This is a genomic window from Rathayibacter oskolensis (assembly GCF_900177245.1).
In the GTDB taxonomy this organism is placed as follows: domain Bacteria; phylum Actinomycetota; class Actinomycetes; order Actinomycetales; family Microbacteriaceae; genus Rathayibacter; species Rathayibacter oskolensis.
This window is the reverse complement of the sequence record NZ_FXBM01000004.1, coordinates 117,512-138,857: the sequence shown is the minus strand read 5'-3', so window position 1 is coordinate 138,857 and position 21,346 is coordinate 117,512. Positions and strand designations below refer to the sequence as shown.

Below are 21,346 nucleotides of genomic sequence, written 5' to 3'. Positions count from 1 at the left end.
GCTCTCTGCGGTAGTTTCGAGCGTTCGACGTTGACACCGAGGCGCGCCGTCGCCGCCCCGCACAAGGAGACCTCATGCCGCAGTTCGACCTCCCGCTCGAGCTCCTCGAGCAGTACGCGCCCGAGCTGCCGGCGCCCGAGGGCTTCGCCGAGTTCTGGCGCGCCACGATCGCCGAGGCGCGCTCGGCCGCGACCGAGCCGCGCTTCGAGCCGGTCGACGCCGGCTACCCGCTGCTCGACACCTACGACGTGACCTACTCCGGGTTCGGCGGGCACCCGATCCGCGGCTGGCTGATCCTCCCCCGCGGGATCGAGGGCCCCCTCCCCGCGCTCGTGACCTTCATCGGCTACGGAGGCGGCCGCGGGCTCCTCGACGAGTGGACGGCCATGAGCGCCGCCGGCTACGCCCACCTCGTGATGGACACCCGCGGGCAGGGCTCCGGGCACCGCAGCGGAGTCACTCCCGATCCCGTCGGCAGCGGCCCGCACGTGAGCGGCTTCATGACGCAGGGCATCGAATCGCCCGACGACCACTACTACCGGCGCGTGTTCACCGACGCGGTCCGCGCGCTCGACGTGCTGCGCGCGCACCCGGCGGTCGATCCCTCCCGGGTCGCGATCTCGGGGGGCAGCCAGGGCGGAGGCATCTGCCTCGCCGTCGCGGGCATCCTGGGGCTCCTCGGCGAGTCGTCGGCGGCGCGAGCGGCGATCATCGACGTGCCGTTCCTCAGCCACATCCGGCACGCGGTGCAGATCATCGAGACGATGCCTTACGGCGAGATCACCCAGTACCTGCGCACCCACCGCGGCGCCGAGTCGTTCGTCTTCGACACCCTCTCGTACTTCGACGGCACGTCGTTCGCGCCGTACGCCGAGGTGCCGTCGGTGTTCTCGGTGGGCCTGCTCGACGACATCTGCCCGCCGTCGACGGTCTACGCCTCCTACAACCGCTACGCGGGCCCACGTGAGATGCGGGTCTACCCGTACAACGGTCACGAGGGCGGCGGGACCTTCCAGCTGCGCGAGCACGTGCGGTTCCTGGCGCGCGCGCTGGCATAGGCGTTCGGGTCTCGAGCAGCACCTCTTTGTGACGCCGCGTGTCGGCTGCGGCGCCGGTTCCGAGGCGCGCTCGCCACCATCGAAGAATGACCCGCCAGATCCGCTTCAACGCCTTCGACATGAACTGCGTCGCCCACCAGTCCTCCGGCATGTGGAGGCACCCTCAGGACCAGTCCTGGCGCTACAAGGACCTCTCGTACTGGACCGACCTCGCGAAGCTGCTCGAGCGCGGCACCTTCGACGGCGTCTTCATCGCCGACGTGCTGGGCACCTACGACGTCTACGGAGGCTCGAACGAGGCCGCGATCCGCCACGGCGCGCAGGTCCCCGTGAACGACCCGATCCTCCTCGTCTCGGCGATGGCCGCCGCGACCGAGCACCTCGGCTTCGGCATCACCGCCGGCACCGCCTACGAGCACCCGTACCCGTTCGCCCGCCGCATGTCGACGCTCGACCACCTGACCAAGGGACGCGTCGGCTGGAACGTGGTCACCGGCTACCTCCCGAGCGCCGCCCGCAACATGGGCCACGAGGACCAGCTCGAGCACGACGACCGCTACGACGTCGCCGACGAGTACCTCGAGGTGCTCTACAAGCTGTGGGAGGGGTCGTGGGAGGACGACGCGGTCCTCCGCGACCGCGACTCCGGGGTCTTCACCAACCCGGCGAAGGTGCACGAGATCGGGCACCGCGGGAAGAACTTCACGGTTCCCGGCATCCACCTCTCGGAGCCGTCGACCCAGCGCACGCCCGTGATCTACCAGGCGGGCGCCTCACCCCGTGGCGTCCGCTTCGCGGCGGGCAACGCGGAGGCGATCTTCGTCGCCTCCTCGACGAAGGCGGGCCTCAAGGCCACCGTCTCTCGCATCCGCGACGCTCTGGAGGCGGCGGGCCGCGACCGCCACTCCGCGAAGATCTACACGCTGCTCACGATCATCACCGACGAGACGAGCGAGAAGGCGCACGCCAAGCACCAGGAGTACCTGTCGTACGCGAGCGAGGAGGGCGCGCTCGTGTTCATGTCGGGCTGGATGGGGATCGACCTGTCGCAGTACGACCTCGACGAGCCCATCGGCAACGTGAAGAGCAACGCCATCCAGTCGACGGTCGCGAACTTCCAGGAGGCCAACGAGGACGGCTCGGAGTGGAAGGTGCGCGACATCGCGAAGCTCGGCGCCATCGGCGGGCTCGGCCCGTTCGTCGTCGGCTCGCCGTCGGAGGTGGCGGACCACCTGCAGGAGTGGGTCGAGGACACCGATGTCGACGGGTTCAACCTGGCCTACGCGATCACTCCGGGGACCTTCGAGGACGTCGTCGAGTACATCGTCCCCGAGCTGCGCCGCCGGGGCGCGTACCCGGAGGAGTACGTCGCGGGGAGCCTGCGGCACAAGCTGCACGGGCGGGGCGACCGGCTGCCGGAGGAGCACCTGGGCGCGGGCTTCCGGTACCGGGCTGCGGCGGGCTGAGCACGGGGACCTCTCCTCCACAGAGGGCCTCAGGATGTGACTCTCCCGCGCCGCGGGCTCGTGCACGCCGGGGGTCGGTGATCGCTGGTTCGATGCCTGCATGACAGCGGACGGACAGGCAGTGCTCGGCGAGGTGCGGACCCGCGGTGATCGCGCGGCGCACCTGGCCCGTTCCGCTGCTCCCGTGCTCCTGTCAGCCGCTGAAGAGCTGCACGCGGGCTACCGGGCCGCCCTGTCGTGTCCGGAGGCGTTCGCCCGGGGGCGCTCGCGTGTCGAGTCCCCCGACCTCGTCGAGAGGTCGATCCGGGCGGAGTTCGCGGTCGCACTCGGGGTCTCCGAGCGGGTCGCGGCGCGCGAGCTCGAGCACGCGGAGCTGCTCGTCGAGCACCTCCCCCTCACTCGCGAGGCACTCGCGGCGGCTCGGCTGCGCTGGGAGGCGGGACAGGCGATCTGCGCGATCGCCGCCACACTGCCCGCGCACGCGCGAGCCGAGTTCGACGCGCGCGCCGCCGAGCTGGCCACGGCGATGACGCCGACGCAGCTGCGGCGGGCTCTGCTCACCCTGCGAGAGGAACTGCACGACCGGCCCCTCACCGAGCGCCACGCCCTCGCCCGCGAGCACCGCACGGTGTGGCTCACTCCCGGCCTCGACGGCATGTCCACGATCTGCGCGACGCTGCCCGCGGCCGCCGCGGTCGGGGCATACGGCCGTGTGGACAGGATCGCCCGCGCTCTTCGCGAGGCCGCCGACGGCACAGGCGACCAGCGCACCCTGGCGCAGCTGCGAGCCGACGCTCTGACCGAGCTGCTCTGCGACGGCGAGATCGCGGGCACCACTCCGCCCGACGGGACTGACCGGCCCGCGCCGACGTTCGTGCGCGGCATCCGGTCGGAGGTCCGACTCACCGTCCCGGCGACGACCGCGGCGGGACTCGACGAGACCACTGCCCACCTCGACGGCTACGGACCGATCCCGGCCGACGTCGCACGCGAGCTCGCGGCCTCGGCCACGGCGTTCCACCGCGTCCTCACCGATCCCGACACCGGGACGGTCGTCTCGGTCGGACGCACTCAGCGGGTACCGCCGAGAGAGATGCGGATCCACCTCCAACTGCGCGACCAGACCTGCCGCTTCCCCGGCTGCACACGCCCCGCCTCCAGCGCCGAGGCCGATCACACGCTCGAGTGGCGCAACGGCGGGGACACCGCCCTGGACAATCTCGCGTCGCTCTGCACAGCCCATCACCACGTCCGGCACGGGGACCGGTGGACCTACGCGCTGCGGCCCGACGGGACCGCCGAGTGGACGACTCCCACCGGACGCTCCCACACCACGCATCCGCCCGCGCTCCCCGGACGACCACCGCCCGGGCCCCCCGCCGACGCTGCGTCACCGTCCTGACGGGTCGAGCTCGGCGCGCGCGCACTCCTCTTGATCGAGGGTCCTCGGAAGCTGCGGGCCTCATGCAGAAGCACCCTGCCGCGGTGTGCGACGGGGTGCTTCCGAGGGGTCCGAGAACTGCAGGGTCAGCTCTCGAAGGTGGCGTCGAGCGTGATCTCGACTCCGGTCAGCGCCTTGCTGACGGGGCAGGTGTTCTTGGCGTCCTCGGCGGCCTTGAGGAAGGTCGCCTCGTCGATGCCGCTGACCTCGCCGCTGACGATCAGCGCGATGCCGGTGAGCTTGAAGCCGCCGGCCGAGTCCGGGCCGAGCGAGACGTCGGCGCGCACGTCGAGCGCCTCGACGGTGCCGCCGGCCTGACCGAGGACGGCCGAGAACTGCATGGCGTAGCAGGCGGAGTGGGCGGCGCCGAGGAGCTCCTCGGGGCTGGTCGATCCGTTGGCGTCGTCGGCGGCGCGCTTGGGGAACGACACGTCGTAGGTGCCGAGCTTCGAGCTGGAGAGCTCGACCTGGCCCTCGCCGGTCTCGAGCGATCCGTTCCAGGCAGTGCGTGCGGTACGAGTAGGCATGGTTCCTCCTTCATGGGGCGGGAGGCGCGCCGCTGTAGAACGGACGTTCTCCCCGGAATGGCTCGAGCCTAGGGGAACGCTCGTTCTCTCACAATCCCCGCGGCGGTCAGTGCAGGATCTTCAGACCGATCACGCAGCCGACGATCCCGAGGACGAGCAGCGTGCGGGTGAGCGAGAAACCCTCCCCGCCGAAGAACATGCCGTACAGGACGGTGAGTGACGCGCCGATCCCGACCCAGACCGCATAGGCGGTGCCGGTGGGCAGCTCGCGCATCGCTAAGGCGAGACCAGCCATGCTCGCGACGACGGTGACTCCGAAGACCACCGACGGGCCGAGGCGGGTGAAGCCCTCCGATTTGCCGAGGGCAGTGGCCCAGACGGCTTCGAGAACCCCGGAGACCACGAGGACGATCCACGACACGACGACTCACTCCTTCGAGTCAGTCTTGTCGCGCTGCCGGGTACTGCTCCCTCGTCCGGTCCGCCGTCATCGGCTCGTGCCATCGTGCCACGCGGCTCTGTGCAGGCCCTGGGCAGCGGGGACGCCTCAGTCCGAGACGATGTGGCCGCCTCCGCGCTGGCACGCCATCTCGGCGCCGAGCTGCTCGGCCTCCTCGCGGGAGTCGCCGTGGTGGGTGAGCGCGACCCGGGCGTGCGCGACGCGGTTGTGCCAGCCGTCGTCGTCGGCGTAGGTCTCGATGGGAGCGATGTTCGAACTGGTCATCGGGGTGGGGCTTCTCTCGATCGTTGGGCAGGCCTGTCACCCTCAGTCGAACCCGGAGCGGCACGGAGTCCAAGTGGCTTGACGGCTCGCGCGGCGTGGTGCAAACGGAGCACCTCCGGCTCGCGGAGAGCACTCCGGCTCGCGGAGAGCACTCCGGCTCGCAGGAACACGGGGTTCCTGCGAGAGCCGAGCGCGACCCCACGAGCCGGAGGCGACTCAGCGGCGACAGGTCAGGAGATGGCGGCGCGGAGCTCGGCCGCGGCGGCTCCGACGTCGGGAGCGCTGTAGATGGCGCTGCCGGCGACGGCGATCTGGGCGCCGGAGCGCTGCACGGCCTCGATGGTCGCGGTGCTGACGCCGCCGGCGACCGAGAACGGCACGCCGGAGGTCTCGCCGTCGCTCAGCAGGGAGTCGAGGGTGTAGCCGTCCTCGGCCTGCTCGTCGAGCCCGGCGTGCATCTCGACGAACTCGGCGCCCAGCGCGACGACCTCCTTGGCGCGCGCGGCCTTGTCGGGGACGCCGATGAGGTCGACGACGACGCCCTTGCCGTGCTTCTTCGCGGCGGCGACGGCGCCGGTGATGGTGCTGTCTCCCGCGACTCCGAGGACGGTGACGAGGTCGGCGCCCGCCGAGAAGGCCATGTCGGCCTCGAGCTCGCCGGCGTCCATGGTCTTGAGGTCGGCGAACACGATCTTGTCGGGGTGCGCCTCCTTGATCGCGGTGATCGCCGAGACTCCGGCGCTCTTGATGAGCGGGGTGCCGAGCTCGAGGATGTCGACGTGCGGGGCGGCGGCAGCGGCGAGCTCGAGGGCGGCATCGGTGCTGAGGGTGTCCATGGCGAACTGGAGCTTCATGAGGTTCTGCTTCCTGTAGAGAGTGGAGGTCATGCGAGGTTCGAGTGGCGCGGCCAGAGCTCGTCGGCGCTGGCATCGCCGCGCTTCCACAGCGCGTGGAAGAGCGCGTCGCCGGTGAGCACCACGAGCTGCTCGAAGAGCCCGCCCGAGTACTGCGCCGAGGCGCTGCCCGAGCGGTCGAGCTTGTCGGCCGCGGGCACGATGATCACGGCGGAGGCGAGCCCGGCCAGCGGCGAGTCGGCGGCGGTCGTGAGCGCCGCCACCCGGGCGCCGGCGTCGACCGCGTTCTGAGCGGCGCGGACGATGCCCGTGGTGCCGGAGCCGCTCGCCGTGAGCAGCACGTCTCCGGAGGCGATCGCCGGCGTCGTCGCGTCGCCGACCACGTGGACGCGCAGTCCCAGGTGCATCAGCCGCATCGCGGTCATCTGCAGGGCGAGGCCGGAGCGACCCGCTCCGTGCACGAAGACGCGCTCGGCGTCGGCGAGCAGGGCGGCCACCGCCTCGAGCTGCTCCGGGACGAGGGCGGCACCCGCCGTCCCGACCTCGGCGACGATCGCCGCGAGCGCGCGAGCGGGGTCGGCGGTCGGGTCGGCGGAGGGAGGGGTCGGTGCGTCGGGCATGCTCTCAGCGTGCGCCCGTGCGACATCCGGAGCCGCCACCTGACCGAGGAGGAGCACCTACCCGAACGGGTAGGCGGGTGCGTCGCGGGTAGGTGCGGCGGGTAGTTTCGAGGGATGCAGTCCGCAGACCCCGCCTCCCGCTCGGAGCTCCTCGAGCACGCCCGCACCGTCGCCGACCAGGCCGACCGGCACGCTGTCACTCTCGAGTCGGTGCTCGCCGTGCTGCGCGCGCCGCGCCTCGACGACCGGGCCGCCCGGGCTGAGGCCGTCGAGATCGCGACCACCGCCCTGGTCGAGCTGCGCACCGCGACCGACGAGCAGCGCAGTGCGATGCTCGAGCCCGTGGTGGGCGCCTTCGCCCGCCTGCGCGGAGACCTGCGCCCCCTCGTGCGGTTCGGCGACCTCGACGTGCAGTTCGTCGAGCCGCCCGCGACCGGGCGAGCACTGCCCGGAGAGGTCGCTCACGCCGCGCGGGCCATCGTGCGGAGCGCCGTCCTCGCCTTCGTCGAGTCGGAGGAGACCCGTCGTGTCCGCATCCAGTGGGACTGCGACGGCCTGAACCTGCTGATCGAGATCCGCGACGACGGGCGCGGGGTGCTGACCGCGCGCGACGAGGCGCTGCGCCCGATCGCCGAGCGGGTCAGCGGCCTCGACGGCGGGCTCGAGATCACCTCGACGGCGGGCTGGGGCTCGACACTGTCGATCCGGCTGCCGCTGGACCCGCCTGCCCAGCCCGACGGGCTCGACGTCGTCGAGCTGAGCGCCCGCGAGCGCGAGGTGCTGCACCTGATCACGCTCGGCGCCTCCAACCACCGCATCGCCGACGAGCTCGGGATCAGCGAGAACACGGCCAAGTTCCACGTGTCGAACCTGCTGCGGAAGGCCGGGGCGCAGAACCGGGCCGAGCTGGCGGCGCTGGCGCGCTGAGGCTGCACGCCGGACGGAGAACCGGCCCGTCTCGGGACGCCGCAGCGGAGGCGGTGACTCGAGACGGGCCGGTTCTCTCGCGAGAGCGGCTACCGCAGGCGCTCCACCTCGACGTCCTGGAGGAGCACGACCTCACGCCCGTCGACGGTCGCCGTCAGTCTGACGGTCACCGATCCGGTCGGGAGGGATGTGCCCGGCAGGGTGATGCGCCGGGTCGTGGTGGCCCCGGCCTCGAGGCGCGGCAGCGGGATCGTGCCGAACCTCGTGGTGATCGCCAGGCCCGCCGGGATCTCCTCGTTGTTCGTCGCGCTCAGGGTCACGACCGTCTTGCCTCCGGACACCCGCGAGGTGGCAGAGAGCTCGACGTCGAGGGTGCTCGTCTCGTCGTACGACAGTCCGTGACCGAACTCGAACAGAACGCCGTCCTCGGTCTCGTCGTAGCCGGCGAGGTCGCTGTACTGCTGCTCGACCGCCGCTCGCGTACCGGCCAGGGCGAACGGCATCCGCCCCTGCGGGTTGTACTCGCCCGAGAGCACGTCCATGAGCGCCGTCGGGCTGCTGCCGAAGCCGGCGACGATGGCACCGGCGTCGCGCAGACCGCTGGCCTCGTCGAGGACGAACGGCTGACGGAAGTACACGTTGAGCACGACCTTGTCGGGGTCGCCGACCTCGGCCATGGCCTGCTGGACCACGTCGAGCGACGGGGTCACCTGCCACGACTCCGACTCCGACATCCCGGTGAAGTCGAGGATGCTCGACTCCCACGGCAGCGAGCCGCCGAACCGGAGTCCGTTGTCACTGCAGCTCTCGGCACCGTAGGCCACGCAGGCGTCGGTCGCGCCGTAGCGGCTCTCGCCGTCGAGCCCCTCGAAGCCCTCGGCGACGATCGGGTTGATCGGCGCCGTCTCGGCCGCCACGCGGCTGTCGTAGTCGCCGGTGTTCACGTTGTTCGCCCGCATCGAGACGATGACGTGGTCGCTCCCCTCGGCGCTCGGGCGGTTGCCGTTCGCGTCGAGGACGTTGCCGTCGACCACCTCGTAGCCGTACTCCGCCACGACGGCGGGGTCAAGGTCGCCGAGCACGTACACCTTCGCGCCCTTCGCGAGCGGGAGCGCGGTGCTGCCCTCGGCGGTCGTCTCGTTCTGCAGCAGGACGAGCGACTTGCGCTGCAGGTCGAGCGCCGTCTCCTCGTTCTCGGCCGAGCCGACGATCGAGTCGGCGGCCGCCGCGTCGACGTAGGGGTTCTCGAAGAGGCCCATCTGGAACAGCGGCGTCAGCAGGCGCTCGGCCGCGAGGGAGACGCGCTCCTCGGTGACCAGCCCCTGATCCACGAGATCGGTGATGGTCTTCGTGTCACTGAAGCCCGACAGAGTGTCGGTGCCGCCGTTGATCGCGGTGGCCACGCGCTCGGGGACCGAGGCCTCCTCGAGCCCCCAGGCCCGGTCGGTGATGATCCCGGTGTCGGAGTTGACGTACCCGTTGAAGCCGAGGTCGTCCCGGAGCAGGTCGTTGACGATCTGGTCCGAGAACGCCATGCCGAGCGGGTTGTACTGGACTCCCTGGTACTCGACGTCGATCGGGACGCCGTAGTACGGCATGATCGCCGAGACTCCGGCGTCGATCGCGGCCTCGAACGGCTTGATGTGGTCACCGAACGCCCCGCCCGGGTAGACCTGCGTCTTGCCGAAGGAGTAGTGCGGGTCGAAGCCGAGCTCCTGCGGCCCGCCGCCGGGGAAGTGCTTGAGCGTGAGGGCGACGTCGGTGTCGGCCGAGAGCGAGACGCCCTCGTCGTCGACCGGTCCCTGCAGCTCCCGGACGAGAGTGCCCATGATCTCGGAGTTGAGGTCGGCGCTCTCGGTGAACGTCTCGTGCGTGCGGTACCAGCGCGGCTCGGTCGACAGGTCGGCCATGTAGCCGTACATGCCGCGCAGGCCGATGGCCGACCACTCGTCACCCATCACACCGGTGAAGTCCTCGATCACGCCCATGTCGCCGAGGGTCGACGTGTCGTTCGCCCGCGCCTCCCCGAGCGCGGCTGCGGCGAGCCCCGCCTCCTTGGGGAACGCGGTCATCGCGCCGGCCGCCTCGTTGATGCCGAAGCGGACATCGGGGTCGATGTGGTTGCGGGCGTTCGACTTGAAGAGGGAGGGGATGCCGAGGCGGCTCGCCTCCGACAGCTCCTGCACCGAGTTCGTGAACGTGGCCGCCTCGCTCGGGGTCGGCGAGGAGCACGACGCCGAGGCCGCGTCGGCGACGACGCTCCTGAACACGAAGCGGCGCATGTTCTGGTCGTTCAGGAGGGCGACCCCCGAGGCGGGAACGATCCCGCGCTCGCCCGTGGTCTCGTCGCACGAGGCGTTCATGGTGTTGATCAGCATGAGCCCCGCCTTCTCGGAGAGGGTCATCCGCTCGACGAGGTCGCTCACGCGCTGCTCGACGGGCAGGCGCCAGTCCTCGTAGGGCTCCACGGCGCCGGTGGCGTTGAGATCGCGGAACTGCAGCCCGTCGACGACCACCGTGTCCTTGACCCTCGACTGCACGGCCGGCTGGCTGACCGCGGCGGCGGCGGGCACGGCCTGGGCCGTGACGACCCCTCCTGTCAGCGCCAGTGCGGCGATGGTCGACGCGGCGAGCGCCGAGCGCCTCGCCCGTCCTGTCCTGGTGAATGGCATCGATCGATCTCCTTTGATCACGTGGCCGGACCTCCAGCCCACTCCTGCCGCCCCGCGGGGGCAGTGGCACCACTGTGTCGCCGCCTCCGAGGCCCGGCCAGCGATTGCCACGAGTTGTCTCGGGCGAGGGCGGGTCGAGGCGCTCAGGCCCTGCCGGAGAGGTCGAGCGCCACGTGAGCGAATCCCGCGGCGCTCACGGCTCGCAGCACCTCGCCCCGGAGGGGGCTGTTCGCGATCAGGCTGAGGTCGCGAGCCGGCGCGTCGATGATCGCCAGGTCACCGCGGTGCAGCACCCTCGCCTCGGCGAGGCCCAGCCGCCGCAGCTCGTACTCGGCCACGTCGACCTGCGTGGCCTGCTCGGGAGTGAGGTCACCGGGGGCAGCACCCCCGCTCGTCGACAGCTCGGTCATGCGGTCATGCTCCCGCATTCGCGCGACGCTGCCGGCGGTTGCCACGTGTTGCCATCTCTTCGCGCGCCGATCGACAGATGTCTGGCAACAGGTCGCGGCGCGCACCTACTATCGGGCCATGACGAAGACGTCGAGCGAGCCGCCGGAGGCGCCGGATCCTCCGCCCGAGCCGCCTGCGAAACGCCCGACGATCTACGACGTGGCGGCGGCGGCCGGCGTCGCTCCCTCGACGGTCTCGCGCACGTTCTCGCGGCCCGGTCGCGTCAGCGCCGAATCCGCGGCCCACATCCGCCGGGTGGCGACCGAGCTGGGCTACCGCACCGATAAGCTCGCGCGCCCGGCCCCCGCCGTCGCCTCCTCCCTCATCGCGATCGTGGTCGCCGACGTGACCAACCCCTACTTCTTCGATCTGCTCCGCGGCGCGGAGGAGGAGGCGGCAGCGGCGGACTACACGCTCCTCGTCGCCGACGTCCAGGAGTCGGCCCAGGCCGAGAAGCGGGTGCTCGACCGGACCCTGCCGATGGTCGCCGGCATCATCCTCGCCACCTCGAGGCTCTCGGACGCGGCGATCCGGATGGCGGCGAGGCAGAGGCCCACCGTGCTGCTGAACCGCTCGATGAGCGATGTCACCAGCGTCACCTCGGACAACGCGGGCGGGATGACCCGCGCGGTCGACCACCTCGCGCAGCTCGGGCACACCTCCATCACGTACGCGGGCGGCCCGGAGGCGTCCTGGGCGAACGGCATCCGATGGCACGCCCTGCGGGGAGCGACCCAGGAGCGCGGGCTGACGACCAAGCGGATCGGCCCCTTCGAACCGACCCAGGCGGGCGGCCTCGCCGCCGCCAATGAGCTCGCCTCCTCGCAGGCGACCGCGGTCATCGCCTACAACGACCTGATGGCGATCGGACTGCTCAGGGGCCTGCAGAGCCTCGGCGCCCGCGTCCCCGACGACGTCTTGGTCCTGGGGTTCGACAACATCTTCGGCTCCGATTTCTGCACGCCGCCGCTGACGACGGTCGCGGCTCCGCTGCGGCAACTCGGTGCCGTCGCGATCGAGACCCTCCTCGCCGACCTGCGGGGGACGCCGACGCGGCGCCCGAGCGACGCCGACGGCAGCCTCAAGACGGCCCTGCTCCCCACGCAGCTGATCGTCCGGGAGTCGACCGGACGCGCCCGCACGTCGCGCCGGTGGTCGGCGGCCGGCCGCAGCGGGAGCCACTGAGCCATCGGATCCGTGGCAACTGGCGGCAACCGGTTGCCGCCCTCGTCGCCGCTTGGGTGAATGGACGACACCGACCGGCTGACGCGTCGGTCACCCGCCATCAGCCGTCACGGCGTGCGGACGTCGACGACGACCCGCCCCATCCCCCCTGCGCACTGCATTCGAAGGAGAATCACATGCGGACGAGCACCCGGCTCCTCGCCACCGTCTCGATGACGGCGATCGCCGCCCTCGGGCTCACGGCCTGCTCCGGATCCGGCGGCGACGCCGAGTCCTCCGGCACCGAGAGCAGGACCCTCCGGCTGGCTCTCAACCAGACCGAGGAGCACCCCTCCTACATCGCTCTCGAGGCCTTCGGCGAGCGGCTCGACGAGGCCACGGAGGGCCGCTGGTCGATCCAGGTCTACCCGAACGAGACGCTCGGCGCCCAGGCCGAGACCCTGCAGCTCGTCGGCGACGGCTCGGTCGACCTGGCCATCGTCTCGGGGCCGCAGCTCGAGAACCTCTCCTCGGACTTCCTGGTCTACGACCTCCCGACCGTCTTCGACTCGATCGAGCACCAGATGACGGTCGTGAACGACTCGCCGGAGCTCACCGACGAGCTCTACACGTCTCTCGAGGAGAGCAACGACATCACGGTCGTCGGCGGCTTCACTCAGGGAGCGCGGAGCATCTACACGAAGCAGGCTCCGGCCGAGGAGCCGGCCGACCTCGAGGGCCTGAAGATCCGCGTGCAGGAGAGCCCGCTGTTCATCTCGCTGATCGAGGCGCTCGACGCCTCGCCCACTCCCCTGGCCTTCGGCGAGGTCTACACGGGCCTGCAGTCCGGAGTCATCGACGGCGCCGAGAACAACGAGGTCTCGTACTTCACCCAGAAGCACTACGAGGTGGCCCCCTACTTCTCGTACACCCGGCACCTGATCGGGCTCGACTACCTCATCGGCAACGCCGGCGTCCTCGACGAGATGTCCGAGGAGGACGCCGCCGCGTTCACGGAGGCCTGGGGCGAGACCTGGCAGCAGCACACCGAGCTCTGGAACGAGGCGACCGAGTCGGCGATCACCGACGCGACGGCCGCGGGAGCGACGTTCACCGAGGTGGACAGCGAGGCGTTCGCCGACGCCATCTCCCCGCTCCTGGACGAGTTCATCACCGACGAGCGGCAGACCGAGCTCTTCGACGCCGCTCGCGCCGCCGCCGAGTGACCGAGGGAGGCGACCGCCTCGCCGCGGTCGCCTCCTCCCGCTCCTGTCCCACCGCCACCACCGCGGCACGAACCTCCCCGAGAAGGACGACGACATGTCCGACACCTCCCCACCCGACCGCGCCCCCGAGGGCGGATCGGCTCCGCGCCCGCCGGCGAGGCGCTCGATCGCGTTCCTCGACCGGCTGCGCCGGGTCCTCGACCGCGTCCTCGGCGTGGTCTGCATCGTGCTCTTCGTCGCCCTCGTGGCGATCGTGAGCTGGCAGGTCTTCACGCGCCAGGTGCTGCAGAACTCGGCACCGTGGACGCAGGAGGCCGCCCTGTACACCTTCGTCGTCCTGGCGCTGCTGGGCGCGGCGCTCGTCTTCTCGGAGCGCGGACACATCGCCGTCGAGATCCTCGTGGACAAGTTCCCGCGACCGGCGCAGAAGATCGTCGCCGTCCTGGTCCAGCTCCTCATCGTCTTCTTCGCCCTGTTCACCTTCGTGGCGGGCGGCTCGCGGATCGCGGAGAACGCCTGGGGCCAGGCGATCTCCACCCTCCCCCTCACCGTCGGCCAGGTCTATCTGGCCCTTCCCGTCGCCGGAGTCCTCATCACCGTCTACTCGCTCATCCACCTCGCCCGCATCCTCAGCGGCGAAGAGGCCCCGACTCCGACACTCGACGACACGACAGAGGCGGTCTGAGGGCCATGGACTCCGTCACCGTCCTCGCCACCGTCGTCCTCCTCGGCGGCATCACGCTCGGCATCACCTTCGGGCTCCCCGTGGCCGTCGCCATGGGCCTGCCCTCGGCTCTCGCCATCGTCGTCCTGCTCGGGTGGGAGGGGGCGGCGCTCACCTCCGCGCAGCGGGTCTTCGCGGGCACCAACTCGTTCGCGCTGCTCTCGATCCCGTTCTTCATCCTCGCCGGCGGACTCATGAACACCGGCGGCATCGCCTCCCGTCTGATCGACCTGGCGCTCGTGATCGCGGGGCGGCTGCCCGCCCCGCTCGCCCAGACGACCGTCGTCGCGAACGCGATGTTCGGAGCCGTCTCCGGCGCCTCGGTGGCCTCCGCTGCCGCGGTCGGGACCGTGCTCTCGCCCCGCATGCGCAAGGACGGCTACGACCCGGCCTTCTCCGCCGCGGTCAACGCCGCCGCGTCCCCCGCCGGCATGCTGATCCCGCCGAGCAACACCTTCATCGTCTACGCGCTCGTCTCGAGCACCTCGATCGCCGCACTGTTCCTCGCCGGCGTCGGCCCCGGGCTGCTCTGGGTCGCGATCTGCGCCGTCATGGTCGCCCTCTACGCCCGGAAGAACAAGGGCCTCCCCGTCGCCGCCCGCCCGACCGCGCGGCAGGGGTTCGTCATCCTCCTGAAGGCCTTGCCCGCGCTCCTCATGATCGTCATCGTGATCGGCGGCATCCTCAGCGGCTTCTTCACGGCGACGGAGTCGGCGGTCATCGCGGTCCTCTACTCCTTCCTCCTCGGCCTCGCGCAGCGCACCCTGCCGCTGAAGTCCCTGCCGAAGATCGTGCTCGACGCGTCGAAGACGACCGCGATCGTCATGCTCCTGATCGGAGTGTCGAGCATCCTCGCGTGGGTGCTGTCGTACGCGCGGATCCCCCAGCTGATCACGGAGGGCCTGCTCGGCGTGACCGACAACGTCACCGTGATCCTCATCCTGATCATGGTGGTCCTGCTGCTGGCGGGGACCGTCATGGACCCGACTCCGGCGATCCTCATCTTCACGCCGATCTTCCTGCCGGTCGTCACCGCGCTCGGGGTCAGCCCGATCCACTTCGGCGCGATGATGGTGTTCAACATGTGCCTCGGCAACATCTCGCCGCCGATCGGCAACAACCTCTTCGTCGCGGCCCGTGTCGCCGGCGTCCGCATCGAGCCGGTGATCAACCGGCTCTGGCCCTTCTTCTGGGCGCTGTGCATCGGCCTCTTCGTGGTGACGTTCGTCCCGCAGCTCTCGCTCTGGCTGCCGACCGTCGCCGGCCTCATCGCTCCGTGATCCGCCACGCGACCCCTTCCCGCGATCCCATCCCCTCTCGAGCCCTCCGCGCTCGATCCAGTCAGAGGCGCCCCCGACGGGCGCCAGTGAGGAAGCCATGATCATCGACAAGGCCGAAGTGATCGTCACGAGCCCCGACCGGAACTTCGTGACACTGAAGCTCACCACCGACGACGGCCTCACCGGCCTGGGCGACGCGACGCTGAACGGGCGCGAGATGGCGGTCGTCGCCTACCTGCGCGAGCACGTCGCGCAGCTCCTCATCGGGCGCGACGCCTCGCGGATCGAGGACACCTGGCAGTTCCTCTACCGCAGCGCCTACTGGCGGCGCGGGCCCGTCACCATGGCGGCCATCGCCGCGGTCGACATGGCGCTCTGGGACATCAAGGGCAAGGCCGCGGGCATGCCCGTCTACCAGCTCCTCGGAGGAGCGTCGCGGAACGGCCTGCTCGCCTACGGGCACGCATCGGGCAAGTCGACCGAGGAGCTGTTCGACTCGGTCCGCGAGCACCAGGAGGCCGGCTACCGCGCGATCCGCATCCAGACCGGAGTGCCCGGCCTGAAGTCGATCTACGGCATCGCCTCCAACGCCACCTTCGAGGCCAACAGCGGAGTCCGCTACGACCACGAGCCGGCGCAGCGCGGCGCTCTGCCGAACGAGGAGGACTGGGACACGCGCAGCTACCTCCGCCACGTCCCCACCGTCTTCGAGGCCGTCCGCCACGAGTTCGGGCCCGAGCTGCCCCTCCTGCACGACGCGCACCACCGCATGACCCCGATCCAGGCCGCGCAGCTGGGCAAGTCGCTCGAGCCGTACGACCTCTTCTGGCTCGAGGACTGCACCCCCGCCGAGAACCAGGAGGCGCTCCGGCTGGTCCGCCAGCACACGACCACGCCGCTCGCGATCGGCGAGATCTTCAACTCCGTCTGGGACTACCAGCAGATCATCCGCGAGCAGTTGATCGACTACGTGCGCAGCGCGGTCACCCACACGGGCGGCATCACGCACCTCAAGAAGGTCCTCGACTACGCCTCGCAGTACCAGATCAAGTCGGGGATGCACGGGCCGACGGACATCTCGCCGGTCGGGATGGCGGCCGCCATGCACCTCGGGCTCGCGATCCACAACTTCGGCATCCAGGAGTACATGAAGCACGGCGCGAAGACCGACTCGGTGTTCCGCCAGTCGTTCACGTGGCGCGACGGGATGCTGCACCCGGGCGACCAGCCGGGGCTCGGCGTCGAGCTCGACGTGGACGAGGCGGGCCGCTACCCGTACGAGCAGGCGTACCTGCCGTACAACCGGCTCGCCGACGGCACGGTCCACGACTGGTGACCGAGCGCCCCCGCACGCACTCGACAGAACGGAGCACCCCATGTCGACCAGCGTGGAACCGCTGACCCTCGATCCCGACCGGCTCTTCCCCAGCGACCCCGTCACGCGCGGCATCGCGCGCGACGTCTACGCGGGCATCGCCGATCTCCCGATCGTCTCGCCGCACGGGCACGTCGCTCCGTCGCTGCTGCTCGACGACGAGGCGTTCGCCGATCCCGCCGACCTGCTGATCCGCTTCGACCACTACGTGACCCGCCTGCTGCACGCCGACGGCGTCGACCTGGCCGATCTCGGCGTCGGAGGGGCCGCGGCGGACCCCCGCGAGATCTGGCGCCTCTTCGCGAGCCGCTGGCACCTCTTCGAGGGAACGGCATCGGGGTACTGGCTGATGCACGAGCTGTCGGAGCTGTTCGGCGTCACGGTCGCCCCGTCGGGCGAGACCGCCGACGCGGTCTACGACCTCATCGCCTCCCGTCTCGCGCGACCGGAGTTCAGGCCCCGCGCGCTGTTCGAGCGGTTCAGGATCGACGTGCTGGCGACGACCGACGACCCGCTCGACGACCTCGCGGCGCACGCCGCTCTCGCCGCGGACCCGGCCATCACCGGACGCGTCCTGCCGACCTTCCGCCCGGACGCGTACCTGGATCCCGCGGCGGCGGACTTCGGCGAGCGGGTGCTCCGGCTCGCCGACGGGCACGGGACGGCTCCGGACGACTTCGCGGGCTACCTCGATGCTCTGGAGGCGCGCCGAGCGCACTTCATCGACCACGGTGCCGTCTCGGCCGACCACGGCGTGCCGGACTGCTACACCGCCGACCTCTCGGACGACGAGACCGCGGCGCTCTTCCGCCTCGCCGTGGCCGGCCGCCTGGACGCCGCGGGTGCGCGGGAGTTCCGCGGCGCGATGCTGCTGCGGATGGCGGGGATGAGCGCACGGGACGGGCTGGTGATGACCGTGCACGCGGGAGTCGTCCGCAACCACTCCAGCGCGACGCTCCGCGCGTTCGGGCCGGATTCGGGGCACGACATCCCGATGACGACGACGTTCACGCAGGATCTGCGGCCCCTGCTCGAGAGGTACGGGCTCGAGCGGAACCTGCACCTCGTCCTCTTCACGGTGGACGAGTCCGCCTACTCCCGCGAGATCGCACCGCTCGCCGGCTTCTATCCGAGCGTCTTCATCGGAGCGCCGTGGTGGTTCCTCGACGCGCCCGACTCCGTGCTCCGATTCCGGTCGGCGGTCACCGAGACCGCCGGCTTCTCCCGCGGCTCGGGGTTCATCGACGACACCCGCGCGTTCCTCTCCATCCCCGCCCGACACGACATGTCGCGCCGCCTCGACTCGGTGTTCCTCGCACGCCTGGTCGCCGAGGGCCGCCTGACCCGGCGTCAGGCCGAGCGTCGGGCCGTCGACCTCGTCGACACCCAGCCGAGGAAGGTGTTCAAGCTGTGAGCGGCCGGGAGCGGCCGCCGGTCCGCCTCGCCCATCTCGGCCTGGGCGCCTTCCACCGGGCGCACCAGGCCTGGTACACCGCCGAGGCGGGGGACGGCTGGGGCATCGCCGCCTTCACCGGAAGGAGTCCGCTCGCCGCGCAGGAGCTCGCGGCGCAGGACGGGCTCTACTCGCTCATCGTGCGCTCGGCCGAGCGCGACGACGTCTCCGTCGTCGACAGCATCGTCCGCGCCGAGGAGGGGGCTCGCGTCGACCGGCTCGCCGAGGTCCTCTCGGCTCCCGAGACCGCCCTCGTCACCCTCACCGTCACCGAGGCCGGCTACGCGCTCGACGCGGAGGGGCGGCCCGACGAGTCGGTCGAGGCCATGCGCTCCGACCTCGCCCGGCTGCCGGGCTCCCTGCGAGCGGGGCGACCCGATCCCGCGGATGCCGCGCTGACCCCCCTGGGCCGCCTCCTCACCGCCCTCGAGCACCGGCGCCGCGCCGACGCGGGTCCGGTCGCCGTGGTGCCCTGCGACAACCTGCCCGACAACGGGTCGTTCGTGAGGAGGGGACTGCGCTCCCTCGCCGAGCGGGTGTCGCCGGCGACGGTCGCCTACCTCGACGAGTCCGTCGCCTTCGTCTCCACCTCGGTCGACCGGATCACCCCGAGGACCACGCCGGAGGACGTCGCGGCCCTCGCCCGGACGACCGGGAGGCACGACCGCGTGCCGGTGGTCACGGAGCCCTTCCACGACTGGGTGCTGTCGGGGGAGTTCCCCGCCGGGCGGCCGGCGTGGGAGAGCGTCGGGGCACGCTTCGTCGACGACATCGAGCCGTTCGAGCGCCGCAAGCTGTGGCTGCTGAACGGCGCCCACTCGCTGCTGGCCTACGTCGGACCGCTGCGGGGGCACCGGACCGTCGCGGAGGCGATCGGCGATCCGACCGCGCGCGCACTCGTGGAGCAGTGGTGGGCGGAGGCGTCTGCGCACCTGCCCGCGGACGGGCTCGATCTGTCCGCGTACCGGGCGGCCCTCCTCGACCGGTTCGACAACGGCCGCATCCGGCACTCGCTCGATCAGATCGGTCAGGAGGGCGTGGCGAAGCTGCGGGTGCGCCTCGCTCCGGTGCTGCTGGCCGAGCGGCGGGCAGGACGGGACGCGCCGAGTGCGATCACCGCCTTCGGTGCCTGGGTGGCCGGCGCTCGGAACGGGACCCTGCCCACCGACCACGCCGGCACCGAGTTGACCCGCGCGGCCGCCGAGGCGGGCGACCGCGGGGTGAGGGCGCTCCTCCGACTGGTCGACCCGGCGCTGGCGGAGGATCCTGCGGTCGTCGCTGACGTCGCGACCTCAGCGGCGGAGTTCGCGCGTCGCTGATATCCGGCAGCGATGGATAGCGAATGAGCAGTGGATCTAAAAGTGCTCTGTCACCGGTAAGTACTTACCAGTAGGAACTACTCCATAGCGCACCCCGCGGATCCGCTGTTAGAGTCGCGGCTCCGAACACCGATCGCATCACTCCGACATATCGGCATGCCCCGATTCGATCCGAGAGAGCGTCGACGAGCACTGGAGACGATAGGGCGATGAAATCAGAGAGTTCGAGCTTCGATACAGAGAAGTCCGTCCAGACACTGGGGAGGACTCTGCAGGACGCGCTCGCCCGGGCGAGAGCGGCCTCCATCGGTCCGATCCAGAGCGGCTCGGGAGCCCTCTCGCAGTTCGACGACAAAGCCGACATCGAGGTCGTCGCGCAGGGCCGAGGCCTCGTCGGCGGCTCGTGGGCGGTGCAGGTCTTCGTGCGCGACACGGGACAGAAGCGGAACGTCGAGCTCGTCGCCCTCGGCGACAGCGGCATGGCGCGGGTGATGGACGGCTATCGCAACTCCATCTCCCTGCAGGCCAGCGTGAAGAAGCGCGACGAGATCGCGGCCGCACTGCGATAAGAGGGCTCACGCCTCCCCATGCCCTCTCCGGAGTGCAGTGATCGACACCTTTTGAGAACCCAGGAGAACCGACCATGGCAGTCACCTTCGATCAGCTCCGACCGGGGTCCCGCGTCCGCATCTCGATCGAGGGTGGAGCATTCGATGTCTCGGTGAGGAGTGCTGTCGCCCGCTTCCTGGACGCGAACCTCGATGCGTCGGGATCGTCGTGCACCCTCGTGTTCGCTCGATTCGCCACCGGAGTGGACAGCAGTGCACCCGAGGTCAGGGCGAACATCATGCGCCAGGCCGAGCGCCTGATCGACGCAGGCATGATCGGCGGCATGATCACCGAGGGCGGCAATCGGTTCTTCCGCGTCATCGACGCCGTCCTCCTCTGAGCCCGCCCGCGCCGCGAACCGCCCTCTTCAGGACGTGTCCGGATGCGGCCCTTGTGGCCGCCGAGTCCTGGTCAGGACACTGAAGACGCCCGGTCGGTGCGTGCCGATCACTCAGGGTGACCCGAACACTCCCTGAGTGATCGGCACGGCGCCCCACCCGCCTCCCGCTGCCTACTCCCCGCCGTCGGCCGCCCACGCCGCGCCGAGCGCGAAGAGGGTGGAGACGCCGTGGTGCTCCATGGCGGCGGCGACCCGGCGTCGGCCGGTGCGGGGGTTGATCCCGAGGCGGTGCGACGCGGTCTCGAGGGTGATGCCCTGGCGCATCAGCCGGAGGAGCGGGATCCACGGCCGCTCGACGCCGCCGATCGGGCTCGCCTGCCGCCAGAGCTCCTCGAAGTAGGCGCCGACCAGGCTCGCGAGCGCCGCATGACGCACGCCGAGCACGCTCGTGGGCCGCGTCTCGCCCCACTCGAACGGCACGGCGAGATGCTCCCCGTCGACCCAGAACCAGCTGGGCGGCTTCTCGAGCAGCCGGTACTCCACTCCGGCCTTCTGGTAGGCCTCGATCCGCGCGAGGACGCGGGGATCACCGACTCCCTCGGCAGGGATGACGACCCGGACGCGGTCCTTCGCCGCCAGAGCGCGCCCGAAGCGCAGGGCGCGCTCGTCCGGCGGGTCGAGGAACCGCTCGACGTCGGGGAGGACGGCGACGAGCGATCCGGAGTCGCGGCGGACGAGGTCGAACCAGAGGTCCTCGGAGGCGTGGGTGCCGTGTCGCAGCAGGGTGGGGACGAGATCGGTCGCGGTCTCGCCGACCGCCCACGCGCCGAGCAGCGCCGGCAGGTCGGCGGCGATGCCCTCGATGCCGTCCATCGACTCCTGCGTGGCGAGGCGGGCCGACTCCGTGTGCCGCGCGATGGCCTCGGCCGCCCACTCGGCGGGTGGGACGTAGGCGAGCACATCGTCCTCACTGCTCAGAAGACCTCTGCGGCGGAGGCGGGCGACGGCCTCGCGGAGTGCCGCCGGCTCCAGATGCGTCAGCTCGGCCGCCTCCTGGGTCGTCGCCGGACGGCCGCGGTGCAGCGCCGCGAGCAGGTACTCGTCGTCCATTCGGCTC

Annotated in this window: 21 protein-coding genes and 1 riboswitch; of the genes, 13 read left to right on the top strand and 8 right to left on the bottom strand. The window is 71.0% G+C overall.

The genetic code is table 11. The features are described from left to right. The first annotated feature begins 74 nt into the window (after positions 1-74). The 3 genes from B9Y99_RS17775 (at position 75) to B9Y99_RS17765 (ending at position 3,926) form a co-directional block, all read left to right on the top strand. Positions 75-1,058 (top strand): acetylxylan esterase, encoded by a 984-nt coding sequence (locus B9Y99_RS17775; protein ID WP_085477986.1) that lies wholly within the window; start codon positions 75-77, stop codon positions 1,056-1,058. Between the two features lie 86 nt (positions 1,059-1,144). Beyond that, positions 1,145-2,524 (top strand): LLM class flavin-dependent oxidoreductase, encoded by a 1,380-nt coding sequence (locus B9Y99_RS17770; protein ID WP_085477985.1) that lies wholly within the window; start codon positions 1,145-1,147, stop codon positions 2,522-2,524. Between the two features lie 100 nt (positions 2,525-2,624). After that, complete coding sequence (locus B9Y99_RS17765) at positions 2,625-3,926, top strand: HNH endonuclease signature motif containing protein (RefSeq protein WP_085477984.1); 1,302 nt, start codon at positions 2,625-2,627, stop codon at positions 3,924-3,926. A gap of 125 nt (positions 3,927-4,051) precedes the next feature. Here B9Y99_RS17765 and B9Y99_RS17760 read toward each other — a convergent pair whose 3' ends face one another. The 5 genes from B9Y99_RS17760 to hxlB form a co-directional block, all read right to left on the bottom strand. Further along, positions 4,052-4,492, bottom strand: coding sequence for an OsmC family peroxiredoxin (locus B9Y99_RS17760; RefSeq protein WP_085477983.1), 441 nt, complete (start codon positions 4,490-4,492; stop codon positions 4,052-4,054). Positions 4,493-4,598: 106 nt separating this feature from the next. Next, positions 4,599-4,913 (bottom strand): DMT family transporter, encoded by a 315-nt coding sequence (locus tag B9Y99_RS17755; RefSeq protein WP_085477982.1) that lies wholly within the window; start codon positions 4,911-4,913, stop codon positions 4,599-4,601. A 13-nt stretch (positions 4,914-4,926) separates the two neighbouring features. Then, positions 4,927-4,992: riboswitch (guanidine-III (ykkC-III) riboswitch) on the bottom strand. Positions 4,993-5,039: 47 nt separating this feature from the next. Continuing rightward, entirely contained in the window at positions 5,040-5,216 is a 177-nt protein-coding gene (locus B9Y99_RS18955; RefSeq protein ID WP_165759679.1) for a DUF2188 domain-containing protein, read from the bottom strand. Between the two features lie 230 nt (positions 5,217-5,446). Next, positions 5,447-6,070: a 3-hexulose-6-phosphate synthase gene (hxlA, locus tag B9Y99_RS17750; RefSeq protein WP_085478100.1), complete on the bottom strand. Its 624-nt coding sequence runs from the start codon at positions 6,068-6,070 to the stop codon at positions 5,447-5,449. Positions 6,071-6,099: 29 nt separating this feature from the next. Then, positions 6,100-6,690, bottom strand: coding sequence for a 6-phospho-3-hexuloisomerase (hxlB, locus tag B9Y99_RS17745; protein ID WP_085477981.1), 591 nt, complete (start codon positions 6,688-6,690; stop codon positions 6,100-6,102). Between the two features lie 114 nt (positions 6,691-6,804). On the opposite strand from hxlB, the gene B9Y99_RS17740 reads away from it, so the two are divergent. Next, complete coding sequence (locus B9Y99_RS17740; protein ID WP_085477980.1) at positions 6,805-7,617, top strand: LuxR C-terminal-related transcriptional regulator; 813 nt, start codon at positions 6,805-6,807, stop codon at positions 7,615-7,617. A gap of 89 nt (positions 7,618-7,706) precedes the next feature. Here the strand turns inward: B9Y99_RS17740 and B9Y99_RS17735 are convergent, their stop codons facing one another. After that, positions 7,707-10,289: a glycoside hydrolase family 3 N-terminal domain-containing protein gene (locus B9Y99_RS17735; RefSeq protein ID WP_085477979.1), complete on the bottom strand. Its 2,583-nt coding sequence runs from the start codon at positions 10,287-10,289 to the stop codon at positions 7,707-7,709. Positions 10,290-10,432: 143 nt separating this feature from the next. Further along, positions 10,433-10,699 carry an adenine nucleotide alpha-hydrolase family protein gene (locus B9Y99_RS17730; protein ID WP_085477978.1) on the bottom strand — a complete coding sequence of 89 codons (267 nt, stop codon included), beginning with the start codon at positions 10,697-10,699 and terminating at the stop codon, positions 10,433-10,435. Between the two features lie 118 nt (positions 10,700-10,817). On the opposite strand from B9Y99_RS17730, the gene B9Y99_RS17725 reads away from it, so the two are divergent. The 9 genes from B9Y99_RS17725 (at position 10,818) to B9Y99_RS17685 (ending at position 20,229) form a co-directional block, all read left to right on the top strand. Continuing rightward, positions 10,818-11,924: a LacI family DNA-binding transcriptional regulator gene (locus tag B9Y99_RS17725; protein WP_085477977.1), complete on the top strand. Its 1,107-nt coding sequence runs from the start codon at positions 10,818-10,820 to the stop codon at positions 11,922-11,924. 176 nt (positions 11,925-12,100) lie between these two features. Next, positions 12,101-13,129: a TRAP transporter substrate-binding protein gene (locus B9Y99_RS17720; RefSeq protein WP_085477976.1), complete on the top strand. Its 1,029-nt coding sequence runs from the start codon at positions 12,101-12,103 to the stop codon at positions 13,127-13,129. Positions 13,130-13,223: 94 nt separating this feature from the next. Then, positions 13,224-13,814, top strand: coding sequence for a TRAP transporter small permease (locus B9Y99_RS17715; RefSeq protein ID WP_085477975.1), 591 nt, complete (start codon positions 13,224-13,226; stop codon positions 13,812-13,814). Between the two features lie 5 nt (positions 13,815-13,819). Further along, on the top strand, positions 13,820-15,133 hold the full coding sequence (locus B9Y99_RS17710) for a TRAP transporter large permease (protein WP_085477974.1): 1,314 nt from the start codon (positions 13,820-13,822) through the stop codon (positions 15,131-15,133). Positions 15,134-15,230: 97 nt separating this feature from the next. Beyond that, the gene (manD, locus tag B9Y99_RS17705; protein WP_085477973.1) at positions 15,231-16,469 is read left to right on the top strand and encodes a D-mannonate dehydratase ManD; all 1,239 of its coding nucleotides are present in this window, start codon (positions 15,231-15,233) and stop codon (positions 16,467-16,469) included. A gap of 40 nt (positions 16,470-16,509) precedes the next feature. Beyond that, positions 16,510-17,922 (top strand): glucuronate isomerase, encoded by a 1,413-nt coding sequence (gene uxaC / locus B9Y99_RS17700; RefSeq protein ID WP_208857010.1) that lies wholly within the window; start codon positions 16,510-16,512, stop codon positions 17,920-17,922. Next, positions 17,919-19,280: a mannitol dehydrogenase family protein gene (locus tag B9Y99_RS17695; protein WP_085477972.1), complete on the top strand. Its 1,362-nt coding sequence runs from the start codon at positions 17,919-17,921 to the stop codon at positions 19,278-19,280. The genes uxaC and B9Y99_RS17695 overlap by 4 nt, the downstream gene beginning before the upstream one ends. Before the next feature lie 209 nt (positions 19,281-19,489). After that, a complete protein-coding gene (locus B9Y99_RS17690; protein ID WP_085477971.1) occupies positions 19,490-19,849 on the top strand; it encodes a hypothetical protein in 360 nt (119 codons plus the stop codon). A 74-nt stretch (positions 19,850-19,923) separates the two neighbouring features. Beyond that, positions 19,924-20,229 (top strand): hypothetical protein, encoded by a 306-nt coding sequence (locus B9Y99_RS17685; RefSeq protein ID WP_085477970.1) that lies wholly within the window; start codon positions 19,924-19,926, stop codon positions 20,227-20,229. A gap of 171 nt (positions 20,230-20,400) precedes the next feature. Here the strand turns inward: B9Y99_RS17685 and B9Y99_RS17680 are convergent, their stop codons facing one another. Further along, positions 20,401-21,339, bottom strand: a complete 939-nt coding sequence (locus tag B9Y99_RS17680; RefSeq protein ID WP_085477969.1) for a MarR family transcriptional regulator — start codon at positions 21,337-21,339, stop codon at positions 20,401-20,403. Positions 21,340-21,346: the final 7 nt, after the last annotated feature.

Bases quoted from the DNA above. Each gene is read 5' to 3' on its own strand.
- B9Y99_RS17775 (WP_085477986.1), top strand. From the start codon at position 75: ATGCCGCAGTTCGACCTCCCGCTCGAGCTCCTCGAGCAGTACGCGCCC.
- B9Y99_RS17770 (WP_085477985.1), top strand. From the start codon at position 1,145: ATGACCCGCCAGATCCGCTTCAACGCCTTCGACATGAACTGCGTCGCC.
- B9Y99_RS17765 (WP_085477984.1), top strand. From the start codon at position 2,625: ATGACAGCGGACGGACAGGCAGTGCTCGGCGAGGTGCGGACCCGCGGT.
- B9Y99_RS17760 (WP_085477983.1), bottom strand. From the start codon at position 4,492: ATGCCTACTCGTACCGCACGCACTGCCTGGAACGGATCGCTCGAGACC.
- B9Y99_RS18955 (WP_165759679.1), bottom strand. From the start codon at position 5,216: ATGACCAGTTCGAACATCGCTCCCATCGAGACCTACGCCGACGACGAC.
- hxlA (WP_085478100.1), bottom strand. From the start codon at position 6,070: ATGAAGCTCCAGTTCGCCATGGACACCCTCAGCACCGATGCCGCCCTC.
- hxlB (WP_085477981.1), bottom strand. From the start codon at position 6,690: ATGCCCGACGCACCGACCCCTCCCTCCGCCGACCCGACCGCCGACCCC.
- B9Y99_RS17740 (WP_085477980.1), top strand. From the start codon at position 6,805: ATGCAGTCCGCAGACCCCGCCTCCCGCTCGGAGCTCCTCGAGCACGCC.
- B9Y99_RS17735 (WP_085477979.1), bottom strand. From the start codon at position 10,289: ATGCCATTCACCAGGACAGGACGGGCGAGGCGCTCGGCGCTCGCCGCG.
- B9Y99_RS17730 (WP_085477978.1), bottom strand. From the start codon at position 10,699: ATGACCGAGCTGTCGACGAGCGGGGGTGCTGCCCCCGGTGACCTCACT.
- B9Y99_RS17725 (WP_085477977.1), top strand. From the start codon at position 10,818: ATGACGAAGACGTCGAGCGAGCCGCCGGAGGCGCCGGATCCTCCGCCC.
- B9Y99_RS17720 (WP_085477976.1), top strand. From the start codon at position 12,101: ATGCGGACGAGCACCCGGCTCCTCGCCACCGTCTCGATGACGGCGATC.
- B9Y99_RS17715 (WP_085477975.1), top strand. From the start codon at position 13,224: ATGTCCGACACCTCCCCACCCGACCGCGCCCCCGAGGGCGGATCGGCT.
- B9Y99_RS17710 (WP_085477974.1), top strand. From the start codon at position 13,820: ATGGACTCCGTCACCGTCCTCGCCACCGTCGTCCTCCTCGGCGGCATC.
- manD (WP_085477973.1), top strand. From the start codon at position 15,231: ATGATCATCGACAAGGCCGAAGTGATCGTCACGAGCCCCGACCGGAAC.
- uxaC (WP_208857010.1), top strand. From the start codon at position 16,510: ATGTCGACCAGCGTGGAACCGCTGACCCTCGATCCCGACCGGCTCTTC.
- B9Y99_RS17690 (WP_085477971.1), top strand. From the start codon at position 19,490: ATGAAATCAGAGAGTTCGAGCTTCGATACAGAGAAGTCCGTCCAGACA.
- B9Y99_RS17685 (WP_085477970.1), top strand. From the start codon at position 19,924: ATGGCAGTCACCTTCGATCAGCTCCGACCGGGGTCCCGCGTCCGCATC.
- B9Y99_RS17680 (WP_085477969.1), bottom strand. From the start codon at position 21,339: ATGGACGACGAGTACCTGCTCGCGGCGCTGCACCGCGGCCGTCCGGCG.